This is a genomic window from Inquilinus limosus (genome assembly GCF_002195995.1).
Lineage (GTDB): Bacteria > Pseudomonadota > Alphaproteobacteria > DSM-16000 > Inquilinaceae > Inquilinus > Inquilinus limosus_C.
On the sequence record NZ_NHON01000058.1, the window covers coordinates 20185 to 38833 of the forward strand.

General features: G+C 70.5%; 19 protein-coding genes and 1 pseudogene. 11 read left to right on the plus strand and 9 right to left on the minus strand.

Translation table 11 applies throughout. From position 1 onward, the window contains the following. Nucleotides 1-198: 198 nt before the first annotated feature. The 5 genes and pseudogenes from BWR60_RS24805 to pxpB all read right to left on the minus strand — a co-directional run bounded on the left by BWR60_RS24805 (nt 199) and on the right by pxpB (nt 4609). Nucleotides 199-1779 (minus strand): peptide ABC transporter substrate-binding protein, encoded by a 1581-nt coding sequence (locus BWR60_RS24805; RefSeq protein ID WP_179221938.1) that lies wholly within the window; start codon nt 1777-1779, stop codon nt 199-201. 210 nt (nt 1780-1989) lie between these two features. Further along, nucleotides 1990-2850 (minus strand): alpha/beta fold hydrolase, encoded by an 861-nt coding sequence (locus tag BWR60_RS24810; RefSeq protein WP_088153992.1) that lies wholly within the window; start codon nt 2848-2850, stop codon nt 1990-1992. Between the two features lie 13 nt (nt 2851-2863). Beyond that, nucleotides 2864-3421 (minus strand): hypothetical protein, encoded by a 558-nt coding sequence (locus tag BWR60_RS38575; RefSeq protein ID WP_088153994.1) that lies wholly within the window; start codon nt 3419-3421, stop codon nt 2864-2866. Between the two features lie 16 nt (nt 3422-3437). Then, nucleotides 3438-3902 (minus strand): annotated as a pseudogene (locus BWR60_RS39045) (biotin-dependent carboxyltransferase family protein); the annotation flags it as partial. Beyond that, nucleotides 3899-4609, minus strand: a complete 711-nt coding sequence (gene pxpB / locus BWR60_RS24825; RefSeq protein WP_218823660.1) for a 5-oxoprolinase subunit PxpB — start codon at nt 4607-4609, stop codon at nt 3899-3901. The gene pxpB and the pseudogene BWR60_RS39045, both read right to left, overlap by 4 nt. A gap of 142 nt (nt 4610-4751) precedes the next feature. Between pxpB and BWR60_RS24830 the strand changes: the two genes are divergently transcribed. Beyond that, the gene (locus tag BWR60_RS24830) at nt 4752-6152 is read left to right on the plus strand and encodes an amidase (protein WP_088153998.1); all 1401 of its coding nucleotides are present in this window, start codon (nt 4752-4754) and stop codon (nt 6150-6152) included. Between the two features lie 10 nt (nt 6153-6162). Further along, entirely contained in the window at nt 6163-6621 is a 459-nt protein-coding gene (locus BWR60_RS24835; RefSeq protein WP_088154000.1) for a YcgN family cysteine cluster protein, read from the plus strand. Between the two features lie 148 nt (nt 6622-6769). Here the strand turns inward: BWR60_RS24835 and BWR60_RS24840 are convergent, their stop codons facing one another. The 3 genes from BWR60_RS24840 to BWR60_RS24850 are packed head-to-tail and all read right to left on the minus strand — an operon-like array spanning nt 6770 to nt 8758. Next, a complete protein-coding gene (locus BWR60_RS24840; protein WP_088154002.1) occupies nt 6770-7366 on the minus strand; it encodes a hypothetical protein in 597 nt (198 codons plus the stop codon). Between the two features lie 25 nt (nt 7367-7391). Next, nucleotides 7392-8027, minus strand: coding sequence for a hypothetical protein (locus BWR60_RS24845; RefSeq protein WP_088154004.1), 636 nt, complete (start codon nt 8025-8027; stop codon nt 7392-7394). After that, nucleotides 8024-8758 carry a MotA/TolQ/ExbB proton channel family protein gene (locus BWR60_RS24850; protein ID WP_088154006.1) on the minus strand — a complete coding sequence of 245 codons (735 nt, stop codon included), beginning with the start codon at nt 8756-8758 and terminating at the stop codon, nt 8024-8026. The genes BWR60_RS24845 and BWR60_RS24850 overlap by 4 nt, the downstream gene beginning before the upstream one ends. Nucleotides 8759-8947: 189 nt before the next feature. Here BWR60_RS24850 and BWR60_RS24855 point away from each other — a divergent pair, with 189 nt between their 5' ends. The 9 genes from BWR60_RS24855 (at nt 8948) to BWR60_RS24895 (ending at nt 17649) form a co-directional block, all read left to right on the plus strand. Next, nucleotides 8948-10336, plus strand: a complete 1389-nt coding sequence (locus BWR60_RS24855; RefSeq protein WP_088154008.1) for a histidine kinase — start codon at nt 8948-8950, stop codon at nt 10334-10336. Beyond that, on the plus strand, nt 10333-10998 hold the full coding sequence (locus BWR60_RS24860; protein ID WP_088154010.1) for a response regulator: 666 nt from the start codon (nt 10333-10335) through the stop codon (nt 10996-10998). The genes BWR60_RS24855 and BWR60_RS24860 overlap by 4 nt, the downstream gene beginning before the upstream one ends. A 223-nt stretch (nt 10999-11221) precedes the next feature. Then, nucleotides 11222-12139, plus strand: a complete 918-nt coding sequence (locus BWR60_RS24865; protein WP_088154012.1) for a homocysteine S-methyltransferase family protein — start codon at nt 11222-11224, stop codon at nt 12137-12139. A gap of 238 nt (nt 12140-12377) precedes the next feature. Further along, nucleotides 12378-13277 carry a dihydrodipicolinate synthase family protein gene (locus BWR60_RS24870; RefSeq protein WP_088154026.1) on the plus strand — a complete coding sequence of 300 codons (900 nt, stop codon included), beginning with the start codon at nt 12378-12380 and terminating at the stop codon, nt 13275-13277. After that, nucleotides 13274-13936 carry a GntR family transcriptional regulator gene (locus BWR60_RS24875; protein WP_088154014.1) on the plus strand — a complete coding sequence of 221 codons (663 nt, stop codon included), beginning with the start codon at nt 13274-13276 and terminating at the stop codon, nt 13934-13936. The genes BWR60_RS24870 and BWR60_RS24875 overlap by 4 nt, the downstream gene beginning before the upstream one ends. 48 nt (nt 13937-13984) lie before the next feature. Next, the gene (locus tag BWR60_RS24880; protein WP_088154016.1) at nt 13985-15316 is read left to right on the plus strand and encodes an ABC transporter substrate-binding protein; all 1332 of its coding nucleotides are present in this window, start codon (nt 13985-13987) and stop codon (nt 15314-15316) included. A 4-nt stretch (nt 15317-15320) separates the two neighbouring features. Next, nucleotides 15321-16253, plus strand: coding sequence for a carbohydrate ABC transporter permease (locus BWR60_RS24885; protein WP_088154018.1), 933 nt, complete (start codon nt 15321-15323; stop codon nt 16251-16253). Between the two features lie 11 nt (nt 16254-16264). After that, nucleotides 16265-17095, plus strand: a complete 831-nt coding sequence (locus BWR60_RS24890; RefSeq protein ID WP_088154020.1) for a carbohydrate ABC transporter permease — start codon at nt 16265-16267, stop codon at nt 17093-17095. Nucleotides 17096-17229: 134 nt separating this feature from the next. After that, nucleotides 17230-17649 (plus strand): hypothetical protein, encoded by a 420-nt coding sequence (locus BWR60_RS24895; protein WP_088154022.1) that lies wholly within the window; start codon nt 17230-17232, stop codon nt 17647-17649. 3 nt (nt 17650-17652) lie between these two features. Here BWR60_RS24895 and BWR60_RS24900 read toward each other — a convergent pair. Next, nucleotides 17653-18649, minus strand: a 997-nt coding sequence (locus tag BWR60_RS24900; protein WP_218823661.1) for a hypothetical protein, incomplete at its 5' end; no start/stop codon positions are given.

Genomic DNA, 18649 nt, shown 5'->3' on the forward strand with positions numbered 1-18649 from the left:
CCCGGCGGGGCGGGTCGGTGTCAACCGCCCCGGAGGCAGGGCGGCCCGGACGTCTGCGCCGGGTTTGTCAAAACCGTCATTGCGAGCGCAGCGAGGCAATCCAGGGGCAGCTCGTACCGGCCCCTGGATTGCTTCGTCGGCTTCGCCTCCTCGCAATGACGGTGAGGGATAAAGACTCCAGCGACGGAAGGGGTTGCCCTACCGCTCGACCGACAGCCAGCGGGTCGGGTGCTGGTCGCGCAGATTGTCCGCCCAGCCCTTCACCGCCGGCGAGACCAGGTGACGGCTGGTGTAGAAGAAGATCGGGATCACCGGCGTGTCGGCGATCATCAGCCGCTCCGCCCGCTGCAGGATCGCGGCCCGCTTGGCCGCATCGGTCTCGGCCGAGGCCTGGTCCAGCAGCGAATCATAGGCCGGATTGGAGTAGTCCGAGGTGCTGAGCTCGCCGATGCCGCTGCGCTGTAGCTCCAGGAAGAAGTTGGCGTCGTCATACTGGCCGATCCAGCCGGTGCGGGCGAAGTCCTGGAACTGCTTCTGGTGATGCTGGGTCAGGTAAGTCGACCATTCCAGGTTCTCGAGCACGGTGTCGACGCCGAGCTTCTGCTTCCACATCGCAGCGATCGCCACGGCGATCTTCTTGTGGTTCTCCGAGGTGTTGTAGGTGATCTTCACCTGCAGCGGCTTGCCCGGACCGTAGCCGGCCTTGGCCAGCAGCGCCTTCGCCTCCTGGTCGCGCCGTTCCTGGGTCCAGCCCGCCTCCTCCGGCTGCCAGGCCGGGAAGCCGCTGGTGCCGGGCGGCACGAAGCTGTAGGCCGCAGTCTGGTTGCCCCGCGCCACCTTGTCGATGATGATTTCGCGGTCGACCGCCAGCGACAGGGCGCGGCGCAACTCCGGGCTGCTCTTCCACGGCTCGTGGTTCAGATTGATGGCGTAGAAGTAGATGCCGAGATAGGGGGCGATGTGCAGCTCAGCGGCGTTGCTTTGCCGCAGCGCCGGCACCTGCTGGCTCGGCACCTCGGTGGTGACGTCCAGCTCGCCGGCCTTGAAGCGCGCCAGCTCGCTGTCGACATCCTCGGTCACGACATAGCGGACGGTGTCGATCTTCACACTCGCCGCATCATGGAATTGCGGATTCTTGCGCAACGTCATATGCGACTGCGGCACGTCCTCGGCCAGCACATAGGCGCCGTTCGACACCAGGTTGCCCGGCCGGGCGAAGGCGGCGCCGAATGCTTCGACATTCGCGCGGTTCACCGGGAAGGTCGAGTTGTTGACCAGCATCGACAGGAAATAGCTGGTCGGGCCGAGCAGGCTGACCTCCAGCGTGCGGTCGTCGACGGCGCGCACGCCGAGCGCCTCTGCCGGCTTCTGGCCCAGCCGCACCTCCTTCGCCCCGACGATACGGTCGAGGAAATAGGCGTAGGGCGCCGCCGTCTTCGGGTCGACCAGGCGGCGCCAGGAATAGACGAAGTCCTGCGCCGTCACCGGGCTGCCGTCCGACCATCTGCCGTCGGCCCGCAGCCTGAAGGTGTAGGTCTTGCCGTCGTCGGAGACTGTCCAGCTTTCCGCCGCGCCGGGCACCAGCTCGCCCTTCGGCCCCGGCGCCAGCAACCCCTCGAACAGGTCGAGCTCGATCCAGGCTTCCGGGATGCCGACCGATTTGTGCACGTCCAGCGTCTCGGGCTGGCCGCCATTGCCGCGGGACAGCAGGGTCTCCGCCCCCGCCGCCCCGCTCCACAGCGCGGCGGCGACCAAGCCGATCAGGATGTGATGGCGCATCGAATCGTCCTTCCTTCGGGTGCTGAAAGGCGTGCCACCATGTGGTTTGCGGATCAACCACGCAGATTTTCTGCTGAATTGACCAAGCCACTCCCTTCCTGTCATTGCCGGGCTTGACCCGGCCATCAGGGGCCACCGGAAACGGCTCTGAAAACCCCTGGATCCTCGGGTCAAGCCCGAGGATGACAATGGGAGGGGCGGGAAACGGCCTCAGCCCGCCACGAACCCCGCGATCGCCGCCCGCAGCGCCTCCGGCTCGTCGACGCGGATCGAATGGCTGCTGTCTTCGAAGATGCGCAGGGTCGAGCCGGGGATCAGGCGGTGGATCTCCTCGGAGAACTCCGGCGGGCAGATCCAGTCGTGCCGGCCGGCCAGGATCAGGGTCGGCGCCGTGATCCGCGCCAGCTCCGGCCGCAGGTCGAGCTTTCGCAGGAAGCCGCCGGGGCCGAAGGCTTGGTTGATCGCGTCGGGAGAATGGATCGCCCGGCCCCGCGTCGCCGCGGCCGCCGCCGTGTCCCAGCGGCGGGAATAGAGCGGCCCCATCGCCTCGTAATAGCGCTCCAGATCCGCCTCGCCGCGGAAGCCGCCGGCCCACAACATCTCGCCGGCCGCGATCTGCTCCGGATTGCCGCGCTCGCGCAGGATCTGCCGCGCCCGGTCGTGGAAGCCGGCATGGGCGGCGGTGACGATCAGCACCAGATGCGACACCGCCTCCGGATACCGGGCGGCATGGGCCATCGCGACCATGCCGCCATAGCTGGTGCCGATGCTGGCGATCGGCCCGAGCCCGAGATGGCGGCGCAGCGCCTCCATATCCTCGACATTCTCGTCCAGCGTGTAGCGCGCCGGGTCGCCGCGGGCGGAGCGGCCCTGGCCGCGATGGTCGAAATAGACTAGCTGCATGTGCTGGGCCAGCGGGCTCATGCTCGGCTTGAAGCCGCTGTGGTCGGAGCCCGGGCCGCCATGGATCAGGAAGCCGGTCGGCCGTTCGCGCATCGCCCCGCCCTCCGGCACCAGCCCGGCGCCGTCGATGTCGAACCAGATCGCGGTGTCGCGGATCGTCGCAAGCATCTCTGTCCCCCGATCACATTCCGGCGTGGACCATGACCCCGACGGCCAGCCGCCGCAGGTCCAGCCGCGCCCGCCGGCGCCGCTCCTCCGCCTCCCCCAGCCCGACCGGCACGAAGCGCAGCACGTCGCCGGGCCGAAGCTGGCCCAGCACCGGCAGGTCCGCCTCGATCACCTGGGCGATGCGCGGATAGCCGCCGGTGCTCTGGGCATCGGCCATCAGCACGATCGGCCTGCCCTCGGGCGGCACCTGGACCGTGCCGGTCGTCACCGCCTCGGACAGCAGGTCGCGGGGGTAGGACAGGCTCAGCGCCGGCCCGTCCAGCCGGTAGCCCATGCGGTCGGAGCGCGGGCTGATGGTGTAGCGCTCGGCATGGAAGGCGGCCAGGCTGTCGCGGTCGAAGGCGGTCGCCTGCAGCCCGGGCAGCACCCGAACATGCGGCGACTGCCGCAGCGACGGGTCGAGGTCGGCGGCGGCGGACCAGCCGGTGGTGGCGAAAGGCCGGTCGCCGCGCTCCGCCGCCAGCAGCCCGGCCAGGCGCGCGCCCAGCGCCGTCGGGGCGCCGGCCGGCAGCCCGTCGCCCGCCGGCCGCGNGTCGACCTATCTGCGCGCCGGCCTGCAGCGCACGGCCCTGATGCCCGCCGAGGCCGGCGCGCAGATAGGTCGACCGGCTGCCCAGCACCGGCGCCACGGCGATGCCGCCGGCGATCGCCAGATAGGCGCGGCAGCCGATATTGGTCGGTGTGAAGCGCAGCTCCGCCCCCTGCGGCACCAGCACCGGCCGGCGCAGGGACACCGCCTCGCCGCCGATCGTCCCGCGCATGCCGCCGCCGGCCAGCGCCACCAGCGTCTCGGCCTCGAAGCGCAGCGCGGCGCCCATCAGCGTCATCTCGATGGTGGCGGCGCCGGGGTCGTTGCCGACCAGGATGTTGGCGACGGCGTGCGACCGCCGATCCATCGCCCCGCCCACCACCACGCCGTGGCGGCGATGGCCGAAGCGGCCGAGATCCTGCACCGTCGACAGCAGGCCGGGGTCGAGAACGGCGATGGTCACTTGGCGTCTCCGGCCAGGGCCTCGTACTCGTCCGCCGCGATCGGGCGGAAGCGGATGCGGTCGCCCGCCTGCAGCAGGCAGGGCGGGTCCTCGCCCGGCAGGAACAGCGCCGACGGCGTGCGGCCGATCAGGTTCCAACCGCCGGGGGATTCGACCGGGTAGATGCCGGTCTGCGGCCCGCCGATGGCGACGGTGCCGGCCGGGATCCTCAGCCGCGGCGAGGCCCGGCGCGGCGTCGCCAGCCGCTCGGTCAGCCCACCGAGGAAGGGGAAGCCGGGGGTGAAGCCGATCATGTGCACCCGGTACTCGCCGCCGGAATGCAGGGCGATTACCTCCTCCTCGGTCAGGCCGTGATGCTGCGCCAGCTCGGCCAGGTCCGGGCCGAAGGCGCCGCCATAGGCGACCGGGATCTCGACCAGCCGGGGCTCGCCCAGCGCCGCGGGGTCGAGGCCGGAGAGCCGCGCCTCCAGCAGCCGCTGCACCGTGGCCGCCGGCGGCTCGTCACGGTCGCGCGGCACCGCGTCGGGGTCGAAGAACACGGCCAGGGTGGCGAAGCCGGGCGAGGCCTCGACGAAGCCGGGGAACGGGTCGCCCTGCAGCGACAGCGCCAGGGCATGGATGGCGTCGGCGATCGCGGGGTCGATGATCTCGCCGAAGCGCACCACCATCGCGGTCTCGGTCATCACGGCGATCGACGCAGCGGGCACGGGCCTCTCCTCGAATCCTATGATCAAGCCATAGCGCGGCGGCGGCCCGGGCGGAAGCATGGGCCTCTTGATTAGCCCGCCGGGGCGGTGATGATGGGCATGACGCCCTTGCGTCACCCCACAGCGACCCGGGAGACCCCGCGTGACCGATCCGGCCCTGTTGTCGGCAGCCGAGCTGTCCAGCCTCTACGCCGCCCGCGACCTCTCCCCGGTCGAGGCGACGCAGGCCAGCCTCGCCCGGATCGAGCGGCTGAACCCGCAGCTCAACGCCTTCTGCGGCATCCATGGCGACGAGGCGCTGGCCCAGGCCCGGCAGGCGGAGGCGCGCTGGCGCGAGGGCAAGCCGCTGAGCCCGATCGACGGCGTGCCGACCTCGGTCAAGGACCTGGTGCTGGCCCGCGGCTGGCCGACGCTGCGCGGGTCGAGGACGGTCGACCCCGCCGGCCCCTGGGACCAGGACGCGCCGTCGGTGGCGCGGCTGCGCGCGGCCGGGGCGGTGCTGGTCGGCCGCACCACCACGCCGGAATTCGGCTGGAAGGGCGTCACCGATTCGGCGCTGACCGGCATCACCCGCAACCCCTGGGACCCGACGAAGACGCCCGGCGGCTCCTCCGGCGGCGCCGCGGTGGCGGCAGCCACCGGCATGGCGGCGCTGAACATCGGCAGCGACGGCGGCGGGTCGATCCGCATCCCGGCCGGCTTCACCGGCATCTTCGGCCTCAAGCCCAGCTTCGGCCGGGTGCCGGCCTATCCGCTGAGCCCCTTCGGCACCGTCTCACATCTCGGGCCGATGACCCGGACGGTGCGCGACAGCGCGCTGATGCTGTCGGTGATGGCGCAGCCGGACCCGCGCGACTGGACCGCCCTGCCCTTCCCGGTCACCGACTTCACTCAGGGGTTGGAGGACGGGGTGCGCGGCCTGCGCATCGCCTTCGCCCCGACGCTGGACAACGCGCCGGTCGACCCCGAGATCGCGGCGTCGGTGGCGCAGGCGGCCCGGGTCTTCGCCGAGCTCGGCGCCCGGGTCGAGACGGTGACGCTGGACCTGCCGGACACCGGCCCGGTGTTCCGCGCCCATTGGTGCGTCGGGGCGGCCACCTTGCTGTCCACGATCCCGGAGGAGAAGCACGCGCTGATCGACCCCGGCCTGCGCACCGTGGCGGCGATGGGCGCGGCGATCCCGTTGCTGGACTACACGAGGGCGACGCTGGCGCGCGGCCGGCTGGGCGTGAAGATGAACCAGTTCCACCAGGATTGGGACCTGCTGCTGATGCCGACGCTGCCGATCCCCGCCTTCGCCGCCGGGCAGAACCTGCCGCAGGGGCCGGACGGCGCCACCTGGGCCGAGTGGACGCCCTTCAGCTATCCCTTCAACCTGACGCAGCAGCCGGCCGCCAGCGTGCCCTGCGGCCTGACCGCGGCGGGCCTGCCGATCGGGCTGCAGATCGTCGGCCCGATGTTCCAGGACGCGCTGGTGCTGCGCGCCGCCCGCGCCTTCGAGGCGCTGCACCCGGCGCCGCTGCCGCCGCTGGCCCGCCCATGAAGGCCCGGCCGTGACCGACCCCAAGCCCTTCTGGCGCCGCAAGCGCCTGGACGAGATGACCCGCAAGGAATGGGAGTCGCTGTGCGACGGCTGCGGCCGCTGCTGCCTGCACAAGCTGCGCGACGCCGACGAGCCGCCGGACACGCCCAATGTCGACTACACCGACATCGCCTGCAAGCTCCTGGACACCCACAGCTGCCGCTGCACGCATTACCCGACGCGACGCCGCTACGTGCCGGATTGCGTGCAGCTGACGCCGAAGAATGTCGACCATCTCGGCTGGATGCCGTCGACCTGCGCCTACCGCCTGCTGTCCGAGGGCCACGACCTGTACTGGTGGCACCCCCTGGTCTCGGGCGACCCGGAGACGGTGCACCTGGCCGGCATCAGCGTGCGCGACAAGGTGATCTCCGAGACCGAGGTCGAGGAGGATGAGTACGAGTACCACATCGTGGAGTGGCCCGCGTGAGCCCTTCCGGGAATGCTACTGGCGCGGCCGTCTGATGGCGGTTTCTCCGCTTCCGGTGCTCACGCACCAAACGTGCGCTGCGCTCCGGTTCTCGAAACCACCACCAGCCGACTCACGCCAGCGCATCCCGAAAGGCCTCAGAGTCCGCTCAAGGAATGTTCTTCGGCGGCAGCACCGGTTTGGGCAGCGGGATCAGGTCGACGGATTTCGACTGGCCGCCGAGGAATTCGGGGTCGAGCAGCCCGCCGCCGGAGGGGTCGCCGCCCGGCGGCGCACCGGCGTCCACCGGCCCGATGACGGCGTCGTGCAGCGGGGCGCCGTAGAACTGCGCCCGGCCGCCCTGCGGATGGCCCTTCTCGATCTCCGCCTGCGCGGCTGACACCCTGCCGGCCAGCTCCGGCGAATAGGGCAGCCGGTAGGCCCGCGGCACGCCGCTGGGCAGGTTGGCGTCGTCCAGCTCCTCCAGCCACAGATGGACGGCGCCGGGGTCGCCGCGCGACGGGTTCGGCTCCAGCACCCGCGTCCACAGCACCTGGAAGCGCGCCGGCACCGCCACCGGCGCCGACCAGCCGAGCAGACCCTGTGTGGCGAAGAACACCGCGACATAGGCGGCGCTGGCGGCGAGGATGGCGCCGATCTTGAACCAGCGCCGCACCGGCAGCCGGATCAGCACCGCCAGCAGCAGCACGCTCAGCAGCACATAGGCCACGGCCAGCCCGACGACACTGCTTTCCAGGCCGGTCATGCTCCCCTCCTCATGACCATTCCCTTCATGGCCGGCCGACCTGCCAGGTGCGGCTGAAGGTCTGCAGGATCGACCGCGCCACCCGGCTGGTGCCGGTGACGGTCCCCTTATCGTCCAGGGTGAAGCGCACGATGGTGCGCTCCGACCCACCCTCGGCGGAGTCGATCGTCTCCTTCGCCACGATCGTCACGATCGGGTTCAGCTTCTGCACGGTGACCGTCACCGGCACCGGTTTCCCGGTCAAAGCGGCGAAGTGATAGATGTTGACCGTGTATTCGCCGGCGACGATGCCGCGGATGGTCACCAGCTCCTGCCGCGTCGCGGTCGGCACCTTGACGCCGTTGACCAGCACGAAGTCGTTCAGCCCGCCGCGGTCGTCGCGGTCCAGCACCATGAAGCCGGCGTCGCGCCGCCGGTACCAGACGACATTGCCGAGCGGGTCCTGGACGAAGATGTCGAAATCGTCGGGATGGTTGTCCGGCCAGTCCATGCTGATCATGAACTCGGCCTTGCTGTCGACCTTCCCCTCCTTCGCCTCCGGCGCGACGATCAAGAGCGCGACGAAGAACAGGAAGGCCAGGATCTGCAGCGCCTTGAACAGCACCACGCTGAACGGATCGAAGGCCTCGTCGCGCGGCAGCAGGTCGAAATCGTCGATCATTCGGCGGCCGCGCGGCTGTCCAGCGCCGAGACGACATGCACCTCGGTCAGGTCGACCGCGAAGGCGAAGATCCGTGCCGTGGCGCTGTCCAGCAGCGAGTACTGGATCTTCAGCAGGATCGACCCGACCAGCCCGACCAGCGTCGTGTACATGGCCACCGCCATGCCGTCGCTCATCAGCGACATCGACGACCGCACCGCCTCCTTGTCCCCGGCGTCCAGCCCGGCGATCGGCGCCAGCATCATGATGAAGCCGATGATCGTGCCCAGCAGGCCCAGCTTCATCAGCGTGTCGGCGGCGAAGGCGCCGAAGGCGTTCGACCCGCGCAGCCGGCTGGCCAGGACCCGCAGCAGCAGCGTCTGGTCCAGCCGCCTTCCGCCCTGCAGTCCCGCCTTGGTGACGAGGTCGCGGATATGGGCGGCGACCAGGCCCGGCGGCAGGTCGCCATCGCCGGCCATCATCGCGGCGCCGTTGCGGCCGACCGCCCTGGCGGTCTTCAGCGCGGCATCGCCCTCGCGCGACACGGCCAGGACGCGCCACAGACAGTGCAGGCTGGCGGCCACGTAGAGCACGGCGATGACCGAGGAGATGTGCGTCGGGTCGCTCACCGCCATCCGCTGGATCAGGCCGAAATACCACAGCAGCACGAAGCCGAAGACGCTGACGCCGGTGAAGATTAGCCAGGGCGGCAGCGGATCGCGCCCGGGCAGGTCGAAGTCGGTCTCGCTCATCCAGGAAGCTCCGGCGGCTGGTCGCGATCGTCCCGGAGCCTATCGGCCGGGCCGACCACGGGCCTGGGCACCGGTCACGAGACGCGTTGGGCAATTTGCCCGAACCTGGCCCCGGCGCGGCCTGCGCGCTTGCCAGCCCGGGCCGGCGGCGACCAGTATCGGCAAGATCCCTTCGTGCGGGGGCGGCCCATGACCCTGTTCGTTCATCTCGTCCTGCGTCTCGCCGCGATCGTCCTGCTCTGCCTGGCCTGCGCCGTCGGCTGGGTGCTGGTCGACACGCACCGCGCCATCGAGACGGAGGCGGCGTCCTCCGCCGACCGGGTCGCGGGCGCGCTCGAAAACCTCTACTGGCGCGAGCTGCTGTACCGCGGCGGGCTGGCCCGCGACCATCTGATCCCCGTCCCCGCCTGGGAGACGCTGGCGACGATGAAGGTGATCTCGCCCGGCGTCTGCGTCACCTTCGCCCCGGGCAACGAGGCGCCGCGGCATCTCTGCAGCCAGCTGGAGACGGTGGGCGACGCCGCCCCGGCCTGGTTCCAGGGCTTCTATGACGAGGTGTTCGGCCCCTATGCCCGGGTCGAGCGGCCGCTGACCACGCGGCAGCCGACCGCGGGCGTGGTGACGGCGGAGCCGGACCGCGGCGCCGCGATCCGCCAGGCCTGGCACCAGATCGACGTCGTGCTCAGCGTCGCGGCGATGCTGGCGGCGGGCATCGGCATCCTCGCCGCCCTGTTCATCGGCCAGTCGCTGATGCCCGCCCGCACCATCGTCGCCGGGCTGAAGCGGCTGGAGCGCGGCGACTACAGCTATCGCCTGCCCCGCTATCGCACCGAGGAATTCGACCGCATCTCCCGCGCGGTCAACGACCTGACCGCCCGCCTGGCCGAGACCACGGCGCAGCGGATGGCGCTGACCAACCGCCTGTTCCAGGTGCAGGAGGAGGAGCGTCGGGCCCTGGCCCGCGACCTGCATGACGAGTTCGGCCAGTGCCTCGCCGCCGTCGGCGCCCTGGCCACGGTGATCGAGCTGGAGGCGGCGGACCGCCCCGACCTCGCCAAGGATGCGCGGTCGATCCGCGAGACCAGCAAGCGGATGTCGGCGACTTTGCGCGGCGCCCTGGCCCGGCTGCGGTCGCAGGAGGTGGAGGAGTTGGGGCTGGAGGCCAGCCTGGCCCAGCTGGTCGGCGGGTGGAACGCGCAGAAGGACCGGCAGGCGGCCTTCCATCTCGACATCGTCGGCAATCTCGCCGGGCTGCCGGAGGCCACCAGCCTGAGCATCTACCGCATCGCCCAGGAATGCCTGACCAACGCCGCCCGCCACGGCAAGCCGCGCGACGTCCGGCTGCAGGTGCAGCGGGTCGACGCCGAGGGCCGCGACGCCGTGGCCGTGAGCGTCGAGGATGACGGCGGCGGCACCCTGTCGCGCCTGGGCTGGGCCCCGGGCTACGGCATCCTCGGCATCCGCGAGCGGGTGACGGCGCTGGGCGGCAGCCTGTCGATCAGCCAGGCGCGCTGGGGCGTGCGCGTTGCCGCGCTGATCCCCCTCGGCGCGTCGGAGGCAGCGGCGGTGCCGGCGTGACCGGGCTGACCATCCTGCTGGTCGACGACCACCCCGTGGTGCGGGAGGGGTATCGCCGCCTCTTGGAGCGCACGCCGGGCTATCGGGTGGTGGCCGAGGCCGATGACGCGGCCTCCGCCTACCAGGCCTATCAGAAGACCAGGCCCGACGTGGTGGTGATGGACCTGTCGCTGCCCGGCGTCGGCGGGATCGAGGCGCTGCGGCACATCCGGCAATGGGACCGCGACGCCCGGATCCTGATCTTCACCATGCACAGCGGCGCCGGCTTCGCGCTGAAGGCCTTCGAGGCCGGCGCCGCCGGCTATGTCACCAAGGGCAGCGATGCCGCCGAGCTGGTCAGCTCGATAGCGGTCGTCGCCAAGGGCGGACGGGCGATGAGCGACGACGTCGCCCGCGAGATCGCCGCCGAGCGCCTCGCCCGGCCGGTCTCGCCGCTGGACGATCTCAGCCCGCGCGAGGCGGAGATCCTGCGCCTGGTCGCCTCGGGCTGGTCGGATGAGGAGATCGCGGCCTCGCTGCATCTCAGCCTGAAGACGGTGCGCAACTACCACTACCAGATCAAGGCCAAGGTCGGCGCCCGCACCGACGCCCATCTGGTGTGGCTGGCCATGGGCATGGGCCTGGTCCAGGCCGGCCCGGAGGGGACAGTGCCGCCGAAGTGATTGAGACTACCCGGGATGCGGAGGATGAGCCGCCACCGCTGTCCTTGAGATCGCCTCTTCGGCCCCTTCCCCGTCATGGCGAGGCGCGCAGCGCTGTGGCCATCCAGGGATCGAGCCGCTGGATGGCCACGCCCCTTCGGGGCTCGCCATGACGAGTCGATATTCCTCGCGGCGACGGGGCCGGGGCGGCAGTGTCGATCCGGATGGAATGCGGGGAGTCGACATGTCAGGACTCGGCGTGACGCTGCTGGATGGCGGCATGGGGCGGCAGCTGGCCCGGATGGGGGCGCCGTTCCGGCAGCCGGAATGGTCGGCGCTGGCGCTGATCGAGGCGCCGGAGACGGTGCAGGCGGCGCATGCGGCCTTCATCGCCGCCGGGGCCGAGGTGATCACCAGCAACAGCTACGCCGTCGTGCCCTTCCACATCGGCGAGGACCGCTTTGCCGCCCGGGGGCTGGAGCTGGCCGATCTGTCCGGCCGGCTGGCGCGCCAGGCGGCGCAATCGGCGGCCACCCCGGTGCGGGTGGCGGGATCGCTGCCGCCGCTGTTCGGCTCCTACCGGCCGGATTTGTTCGAGCCGGAGCGCGCGCCGGAGATCGCCCGTGTCCTGGTCGACGGGCTGGCGCCGCATGTCGATCTCTGGCTGGCCGAGACGCAGAGCTCGATCCGCGAGGTCGCCGCGGCGGCCCGGGCCGTGGCCGGGACCGGCAAGCCGCTGTGGGTCTCCTACACCATCGAGGACGAACAGCCGGAACCCGGCGCGCCACGGCTGCGCTCCGGTGAGCCGGTCGAGCAGGCGGTTCGGGCCGCGCTCGACCTCGGCGCCGAGGCCGTGTTGTTCAACTGCAGCCAGCCCGAGGCGATGGGCGACGCGGTCGCCGCCGCGGCCCGGGTGATCGGCTCGGCCCCCGCCCGGATCGGCGTCTACGCCAATGCCTTCCCGCCGCAGCGGGAGGACGCCGCCGCCAATGAAGGCCTGTCGGAGCTGCGGGCCGATCTCGACCCCGACAGCTATCTCGGCTGGATCCGGCGCTGGGTCGGGCTCGGCGCCACGCTGGTCGGCGGCTGCTGCGGCATCGGGCCGGAGCACATCGCCCGGATCCACGCGGCACTGCCAGAGCTGGCGGCCCAGACGCGATAAAGTCGTCATTGCGAGCGCAGCGAAGCAATCCAGGGGCCAATGCGAACCGGCCCCTGGATTGCTCGTCGGCTTCGCCTCCTCGCAATGACGGTCCTCTATGGGACGGGTTTGAGGTGATGAGGCAGACACTTTTTTGTTCGACATATTGACGCTCGCCCTCCCTCGCGCTACGACTGACATGTCAGATCGACATCACTGGCCGCGCAGCAACGAAGGCGGCCCACCCAGGGAGATGGACGTGGCCCAGCCAGCCGAGCGTTTCGGACTTTCCGCGGCACTGACCGTCCCCTTCCGGCCCGATGGCGGGGTCGACTTCCCGCGCTTCGTCGCCCATGTGCGCTGGTGCCTGGCGCAGGGCTGCCGCACCGTCACCGCCTTCGGCACCACCGGCGAGGGCGCGGCCTTCTCCCTGTCCGAGCGCGAGCAGGTGCTGGGCGCCCTGGCCGGCGCCGGCATCGAGGGCCGGCAGCTGGTCGGCGGCATCTCCGCCTCCTCGGCCGAAGACGCCGTGGCGCAGGCGCGGCTGGCGCTGGAGTTCGGGGCCGACGCGCTGCTGCTGCCGCCGCCCTTCTACTTCAAGGGCGTCGGCGATGACGGCCTGTTCGGCTGGTTCGCCCGGGTGTTCGAGCAGTTGGGCGCCGCCGCCCGTGGCGTCATCCTCTACCACATCCCCAGCGTCACCCAGGTGCCGCTGTCGGTCGAGCTGATCGGCCGGCTGCGCGAGGCCTTTCCGGAGGTGATCCGCGGCGTCAAGGATTCCTCCGGCAGCTGGGACTATGCCCAGGCCCTGCTGGCGGCGCATCGCGACCTGGCGATCCTGATCGGCGACGAGCGCTGCCTGGCCGCGGCGGTGCGGCTGGGCGGCCAGGGCGCCATCTCCGGCCTCGCCAACATCTACCCCGAGGCGATGCTGCCGCTGGTGCAGGAGGGGCGCGAGGACCCGCGCATCCACCGCCTGGTCGAGGCGCTGCTGGCCTATCCGGTGATCCCGGCGGTCAAGGCGCTGGTGGCGCATCGCACCGGCGATCCCGCCTGGCGCGCCACCCGGGCGCCGTTGCAGCCGCTGTCGCCCGGCGAGGCGGCGCGGCTGGGCGCGGCGGCCGACAGCCTGTTCACCACCATGGCGGCTGCCGGATGAACGACGACCGGGTCGAGCCGCTGAAGCTGCGCGAAAAGGCCTATGACAGCTTCACCCAGCACCTGCTGGCCAACAACCTGCGTGCCGGGCAGTTCATCTCCCAGCGCGAGCTGGTGGCGCTGACGCAGATGCCGCTCGGCGCGATCCGGGAGCTGGTGCCGCGGCTGGAGGCCGAGGGGCTGATCAAGACCGTGCCGCAGCGCGGCATGCAGATCATGCACATCGACCTGACCATGATCCGCGACGCCTACCAGTTCCGGCTGTTCCTGGAGAAGGAGGCCACCGCCGCCTTCGCCCGCTCGGTCACCGATGCGGGCCTGGCGGCGCTGCGGGCGCAGCACGAGGCGATCATCGCCCGGGTCGAGACCGAGGGTCCGACCCAGCAGGTGATCGACGACGCCCAGGCCACCGACTGGGGCCTGCACGACATCATCATCGACGCGCTGGGCAACGAGATCATCTCCAAGGCCTATCGCGTCAACTCGATCAAGATCCGGCTGATCCGGCGCGAGCTGACCGGCATCGCCGGGCTGGTCGTGCCGGTGATGCGGGAGCATCTCGGCATCATCGACGCGATCGCGAGCCGGGATCCGGTCCGCGCCGCCGAGGCGATGACGGCGCATATCGCCAACGCCCGCAACCGCGCCCTCGGGCTGTAATGTGAACCAGCCGGGCTGAGCCCGACTCAACAAGCAAGGGAGGAAACGATGGGACCCTTTTCGAATCTGAGCCGCCGTTCGCTGCTCGCCGGCACCGCGGCCGCCGCCGCGGCCAGCGCCCTGCCCCGGATCCGTCCGGCCTGGGCCGCGCCGGACTGGAAGAAGTTCGCCGGCACCCATATCGAGGTGAACCTGGTCAAGAGCCCGCGCAGCGAGACCATCGCCCGGAACCTGAAGGAGTTCACCGACCTCACCGGCATCGATGTCGGGCTGGAGCAGACGCCGGAGCAGCAGCAGCGGCAGAAGGCGGTGGTCGAGTTCAACAGCGGCGCGCCGAGCTTCGACGTCATCCATCTCAGCTACCACGTGCAGAAGCGGATGTTCGAGAAGGGCGGTTGGCTGGCCGACCTGCGGCCGTTCCTGGCCGACCCCGCCCTCGCCGATCCGAACCTCAGCCTGAACGACTTCTCCAGCGCCGGCCTGGCCTATGCCACCGCGGCCGACGGCGCGGTCGGCAGCCTGCCGCTCAGCGTCGACTACTGGATCATCTACTGGAACAAGGAGCTGTTCGACGCCAAGGGGCTGAAATACCCGACCAGCTTCGACGAGATGGTGTCCACCGCCGAGGCGCTGACCGACCCGGCCGCCGGCACCTTCGGCTTCGTCGCCCGCGGCATGAAGAACGCTAATGTCCCGGTCTGGACCTCCTTCATGCTCGGCAACGGCGTCGCCCCGCTGGCCGCGGACCGCAGCCTGGCCACCACCTCCGACGGCGCGGTCGAGGCGGCGAAGCTGTATCAGCGCCTGCTGACCAAGGCGGCCCCTCCCGGCGTCGCCGGCTTCAACTGGAACGAATGCCAGTCGGCCTTCCTGCAGGGCAAGGTCGGGATGTGGCTGGACGGGGTCGGCTTCGCCAAGCCGCTGGAGGACCCGAAGCTGTCGCGCGTGGTCGGCAAGGTCGGCTACGGCGTCATGCCGAAGGGCCCGAAGGCCCAGGCCTCCGCCACCTTCGGCGATGGCATCGGCGTGGCCGCGGCCAGCGAGAACAAGGAGGCCGCCTTCCTGTTCTGCCAGTGGGCGGTGTCGCGCACGGTGCAGGCCGACCTGCTGCAGAGCGGCTCGGGCGTGCCGTTCCGCACCTCGATCCTGAACGACGCCGAGGTGCGCAAGGGCGTGACCCTGCCGGCCGACTGGATCGATGCCGTCGTCGGCTCGTCCAAGGTCAGCCAGCTCGGCCTGCCGGTGATCGTGCCGGTGAACGAGTTCCGCGACATCTTCGGCATCGCTTTGACCAACATCGCCGGCGGGGCCGACCCTGCGGCCGAGCTGGCCAAGGCGACCGAGCAGTTCAAGCCGATCCTGGACAAGAGCGAGGCCTGAGGTCGTGACAGCCGTGGACGCCGGGGCGGGCCGGGGGCGGCGGGTGCGGGCGCGGCGGCCGAACGCCGTCGCGCCGAGCCTGCGCACCTATCTGCCCTTCATCCTGCCGGCGGTGCTGGTGGTCGGGGCGGTGATCGTCTTCCCCTGGGCCTTCACCGGCTGGGTCAGCCTGCATGACTGGCAGGCCACCGGCGCCGGCGGCTTCATCGGCCTCGACAACTACGCCCGACTGTTCGCCGACGCCCGCTTCGGCGAGGCGGTGTGGCACACGGTGATCTACACCGTCCTGTCCGTGCTGCTGCCGCTGGTCCTCGGCCTGGCGGCGGCGCTGGTGTTCAACGAGCGCTTCCCGCTGCGCGGCCTGGCCCGCGGCATCGTGATCATGCCGATGATGGCGACCCCGGTCGCCATCGCCCTGGTCTGGACCATGATGTTCCACCCGCAGCTGGGCGTGCTGAACTACCTGCTCAGCCTGGTCGGCATCCCGCCCTCGCTCTGGGTGTTCGACCAGGGCACGGTGATCCCGTCGCTGGTGCTGGTCGAGACTTGGCAGTGGACGCCGCTGGTGATGCTGATCGTGCTGGGCGGCCTGTCCGCCCTGCCGGCCGAGCCCTATGAGAGCGCCCAGATCGACGGCGCCAGCTGGCTGCAGCAGTTCCGCTACCTGACCCTGCCGATGATCTCGCCCTTCCTGATGGTGGCGGTGATCATCCGCTCGATCGACGCGCTGAAGAGCTTCGACATCATCTACGCCATCACCCAGGGCGGCCCGGGCACGGCGTCGGAGACGATCAACATCTACCTCTACACCCAGGCCTTCAGCTTCTACGACATCGGCTACGGTTCGGCGATCGCCGTCGTGTTCTTCGGCATCGTCGTCGCCATGTCCCTGGCGCTGCTGTGGCTGCGCCAGCGCGCCAAGCTCGCGGCCAATTGAGGAGGACGACCATGCCCCGCCCCCTCTCGAAGGCCCTTCGCCGCGCCGCGCTGTATTTCGCCGTGCTGGTGATCGTGTCGCCGGCGCTGCTGTTCTTCCTGTGGATGCTGTCGCTGTCGCTGAAGCCCGAGGTCGACAACATCAGCTATCCGCCGGTGCTGATCCCGACCACCCTGGCCTGGAGCAACTACGCCCAGGTCTTCGCCGAGAACTCCTTCGGCCGCTACTTCATCAACAGCCTGATCGTCACCGGCAGCGCCACGCTGATCGGCCTGGTGATCGGCGCGCCGGCCGCCTACGGCATCGCCCGGGCCAAGGCGACCAAGCTGTCCGTCGTCGTCATGATCGCGCGGATGACGCCGGGCCTCAGCTACCTGATCCCGCTGTTCCTGATGTTCCGCTGGCTGGGGCTGATGGGCACGCTGTGGCCGCAGATCATCACCCATCTGGTGATCACGCTGCCGATCGTGATCTGGGTCCTGATCTCCTATTTCGAGGCCCTGCCGATCGAGCTGGAGGAGGCCGGGCGGATCGACGGCGCCAACCGCTGGCAGGTGTTCCGGCACGTCGTCCTGCCGCTGACCCGGCCGGGCATCACCGTGGCGCTGCTGCTGTCCTTCATCTTCTCCTGGAACAACTTCGTGTTCGGCATCGTCCTGGCCGGGCGCACCACCCGCACCCTGCCGGTCGCGGTCTACAATTCCCTGACCTTCGAGCAGGTCAGCTGGGGCCCGCTCTCCGCCGCGGCGCTGGTGGTGGTGATCCCGGTGCTGGTGCTGACCGTGGTGGCCCAGAAGCAGATCGTGGCCGGCCTGACCTCGGGCGCGGTGAAGGGCGGCTGAGCCGCCGCCCCTTCCCTGCCTCAAAGATTCGGCGATGCACCCCAATTGGATCATTTGCAAATTAGATAAAATCCCGTAGGTTGTAGGTATTTAGTCATGCTCATTTGAGACGCATCGGCTTGGAGGATGGTGTCATGTCCGTCATAGGAATTGCCGACGATCGGGTCCAGCCGGCGACGGCGCCCGCGACCTCCCTCCAGACCTCCTGGGTCAGCCGCCAGGACGAGATCCTCACCCTGCGGGCGAACGCCTCCGACATCCTGGTCCGGCTGCGCACCGTGCGCGAGAGCTGGTCCGACGGCGACCTGCCGCCGGCGCAGGAGCGCTGGGTGCTGCAGCAGGTGATCGAGTGCCTGACCATCAGCTGCGACCCGCCCTCGGGCGACGAGTTCGACCGCGTCGCCGTCGCCGGCCAGATGCTGGCGATGCTGACGGTGATGCCGGACGAGGCGTTCGAGGCCGAGGGCTGGAGCGACGATGACGGCTACGACCTGGTCGATTTCGACGGCGACCTGGAGGATGCGGAGATCCTGGCGGCGCTCGAGGCGGCGTAAGTCCTACACGGCGCCGGCGCGCTCGGAGCGCGCCTTGATCACGCCCAGCACGATGCCGTGGAAGTCGTTGAGGAAGACGTCGCCCCACCAGGCGCAATAGGCGTTGATCGGGGTCTGGATCCAATAGTCGGTCTGCAGCGTCAGCCGCGTCCGCCCGCCCGGCAGCGGGTCCAGCGTATAGTGGCCGCCGGTCAGCTTGAGATAGGGGCTGTTGACCCGGATATGGCCCTCGATCGCGGCCGGGATCGAATCCGGCGCGAAATGGAAGGTCCAGGCCAGCGACCGGTTCAGCTCCCAGCCGGTGATCCATTCCTGGAAATGGACGCCGTGGCCCCAGCGCAGGTGGCGCACGGCGCCGACGCCCTGCCCCTCCAGCCGCGCATCCTCCGGCCGCGGCACGCCGACGATGGCGTGGCTGAAGGTCCAGCCCAGCTCCTCCGGCCGGATGTCGGGGATGGAGAGGGTGTTGCGCCACACCACCTCCGGCGGCGCCGCGATCTCGATCACCGTGGTCACCGTTCCGGTCCGCTCCGGATAGGTCGCCTGGGTCTCCACCGGCATGCCGATCACCGGCGCCAGCACCAGCACCAGGGCGGCCGCCCGGCCGCGGGTCCGGCGCAGCAGCAGGCCGGTGACCAGCGCGCCGAGGATCGAGGCGCCATAGAACAGCGGCGAGACCATGATGACGCAGATCCCGCCCTCGGCCAGCAGCACCATCGCCACCACCAGGAAGGCGGAGGTGACGAGGGCGCCGATCAGGGCATGCCGGCCGCCGCCGGCCTCGCCGCGCGGATCGGCGGCCATCACCGCCACGCTGGCCGTCGCCGCCGGGACGCCGAACAGGAAGGCGAACATCAGCAGGGCGCCGCCGCCGGTGTTGTCCAGCTGGTCGAACAGCAGGGCCATGCCGTACAGCAGCAGCGCGTAGAGCACCGCCATCGGCATCGCCGGGACCAGCCTCCTCCGCCAGCCGATCCGGCCGCCCCTGTCCTCCCCGTCC

Bases quoted from the DNA above. Each gene is read 5' to 3' on its own strand.
- BWR60_RS24805 (WP_179221938.1), bottom strand. From the start codon at position 1,779: ATGCGCCATCACATCCTGATCGGCTTGGTCGCCGCCGCGCTGTGGAGC.
- BWR60_RS24810 (WP_088153992.1), bottom strand. From the start codon at position 2,850: ATGCTTGCGACGATCCGCGACACCGCGATCTGGTTCGACATCGACGGC.
- BWR60_RS24840 (WP_088154002.1), bottom strand. From the start codon at position 7,366: ATGACCGGCCTGGAAAGCAGTGTCGTCGGGCTGGCCGTGGCCTATGTG.
- BWR60_RS24845 (WP_088154004.1), bottom strand. From the start codon at position 8,027: ATGATCGACGATTTCGACCTGCTGCCGCGCGACGAGGCCTTCGATCCG.
- BWR60_RS24850 (WP_088154006.1), bottom strand. From the start codon at position 8,758: ATGAGCGAGACCGACTTCGACCTGCCCGGGCGCGATCCGCTGCCGCCC.
- BWR60_RS24855 (WP_088154008.1), top strand. From the start codon at position 8,948: ATGACCCTGTTCGTTCATCTCGTCCTGCGTCTCGCCGCGATCGTCCTG.
- BWR60_RS24865 (WP_088154012.1), top strand. From the start codon at position 11,222: ATGTCAGGACTCGGCGTGACGCTGCTGGATGGCGGCATGGGGCGGCAG.
- BWR60_RS24875 (WP_088154014.1), top strand. From the start codon at position 13,274: ATGAACGACGACCGGGTCGAGCCGCTGAAGCTGCGCGAAAAGGCCTAT.
- BWR60_RS24880 (WP_088154016.1), top strand. From the start codon at position 13,985: ATGGGACCCTTTTCGAATCTGAGCCGCCGTTCGCTGCTCGCCGGCACC.
- BWR60_RS24890 (WP_088154020.1), top strand. From the start codon at position 16,265: ATGCCCCGCCCCCTCTCGAAGGCCCTTCGCCGCGCCGCGCTGTATTTC.
- BWR60_RS24895 (WP_088154022.1), top strand. From the start codon at position 17,230: ATGTCCGTCATAGGAATTGCCGACGATCGGGTCCAGCCGGCGACGGCG.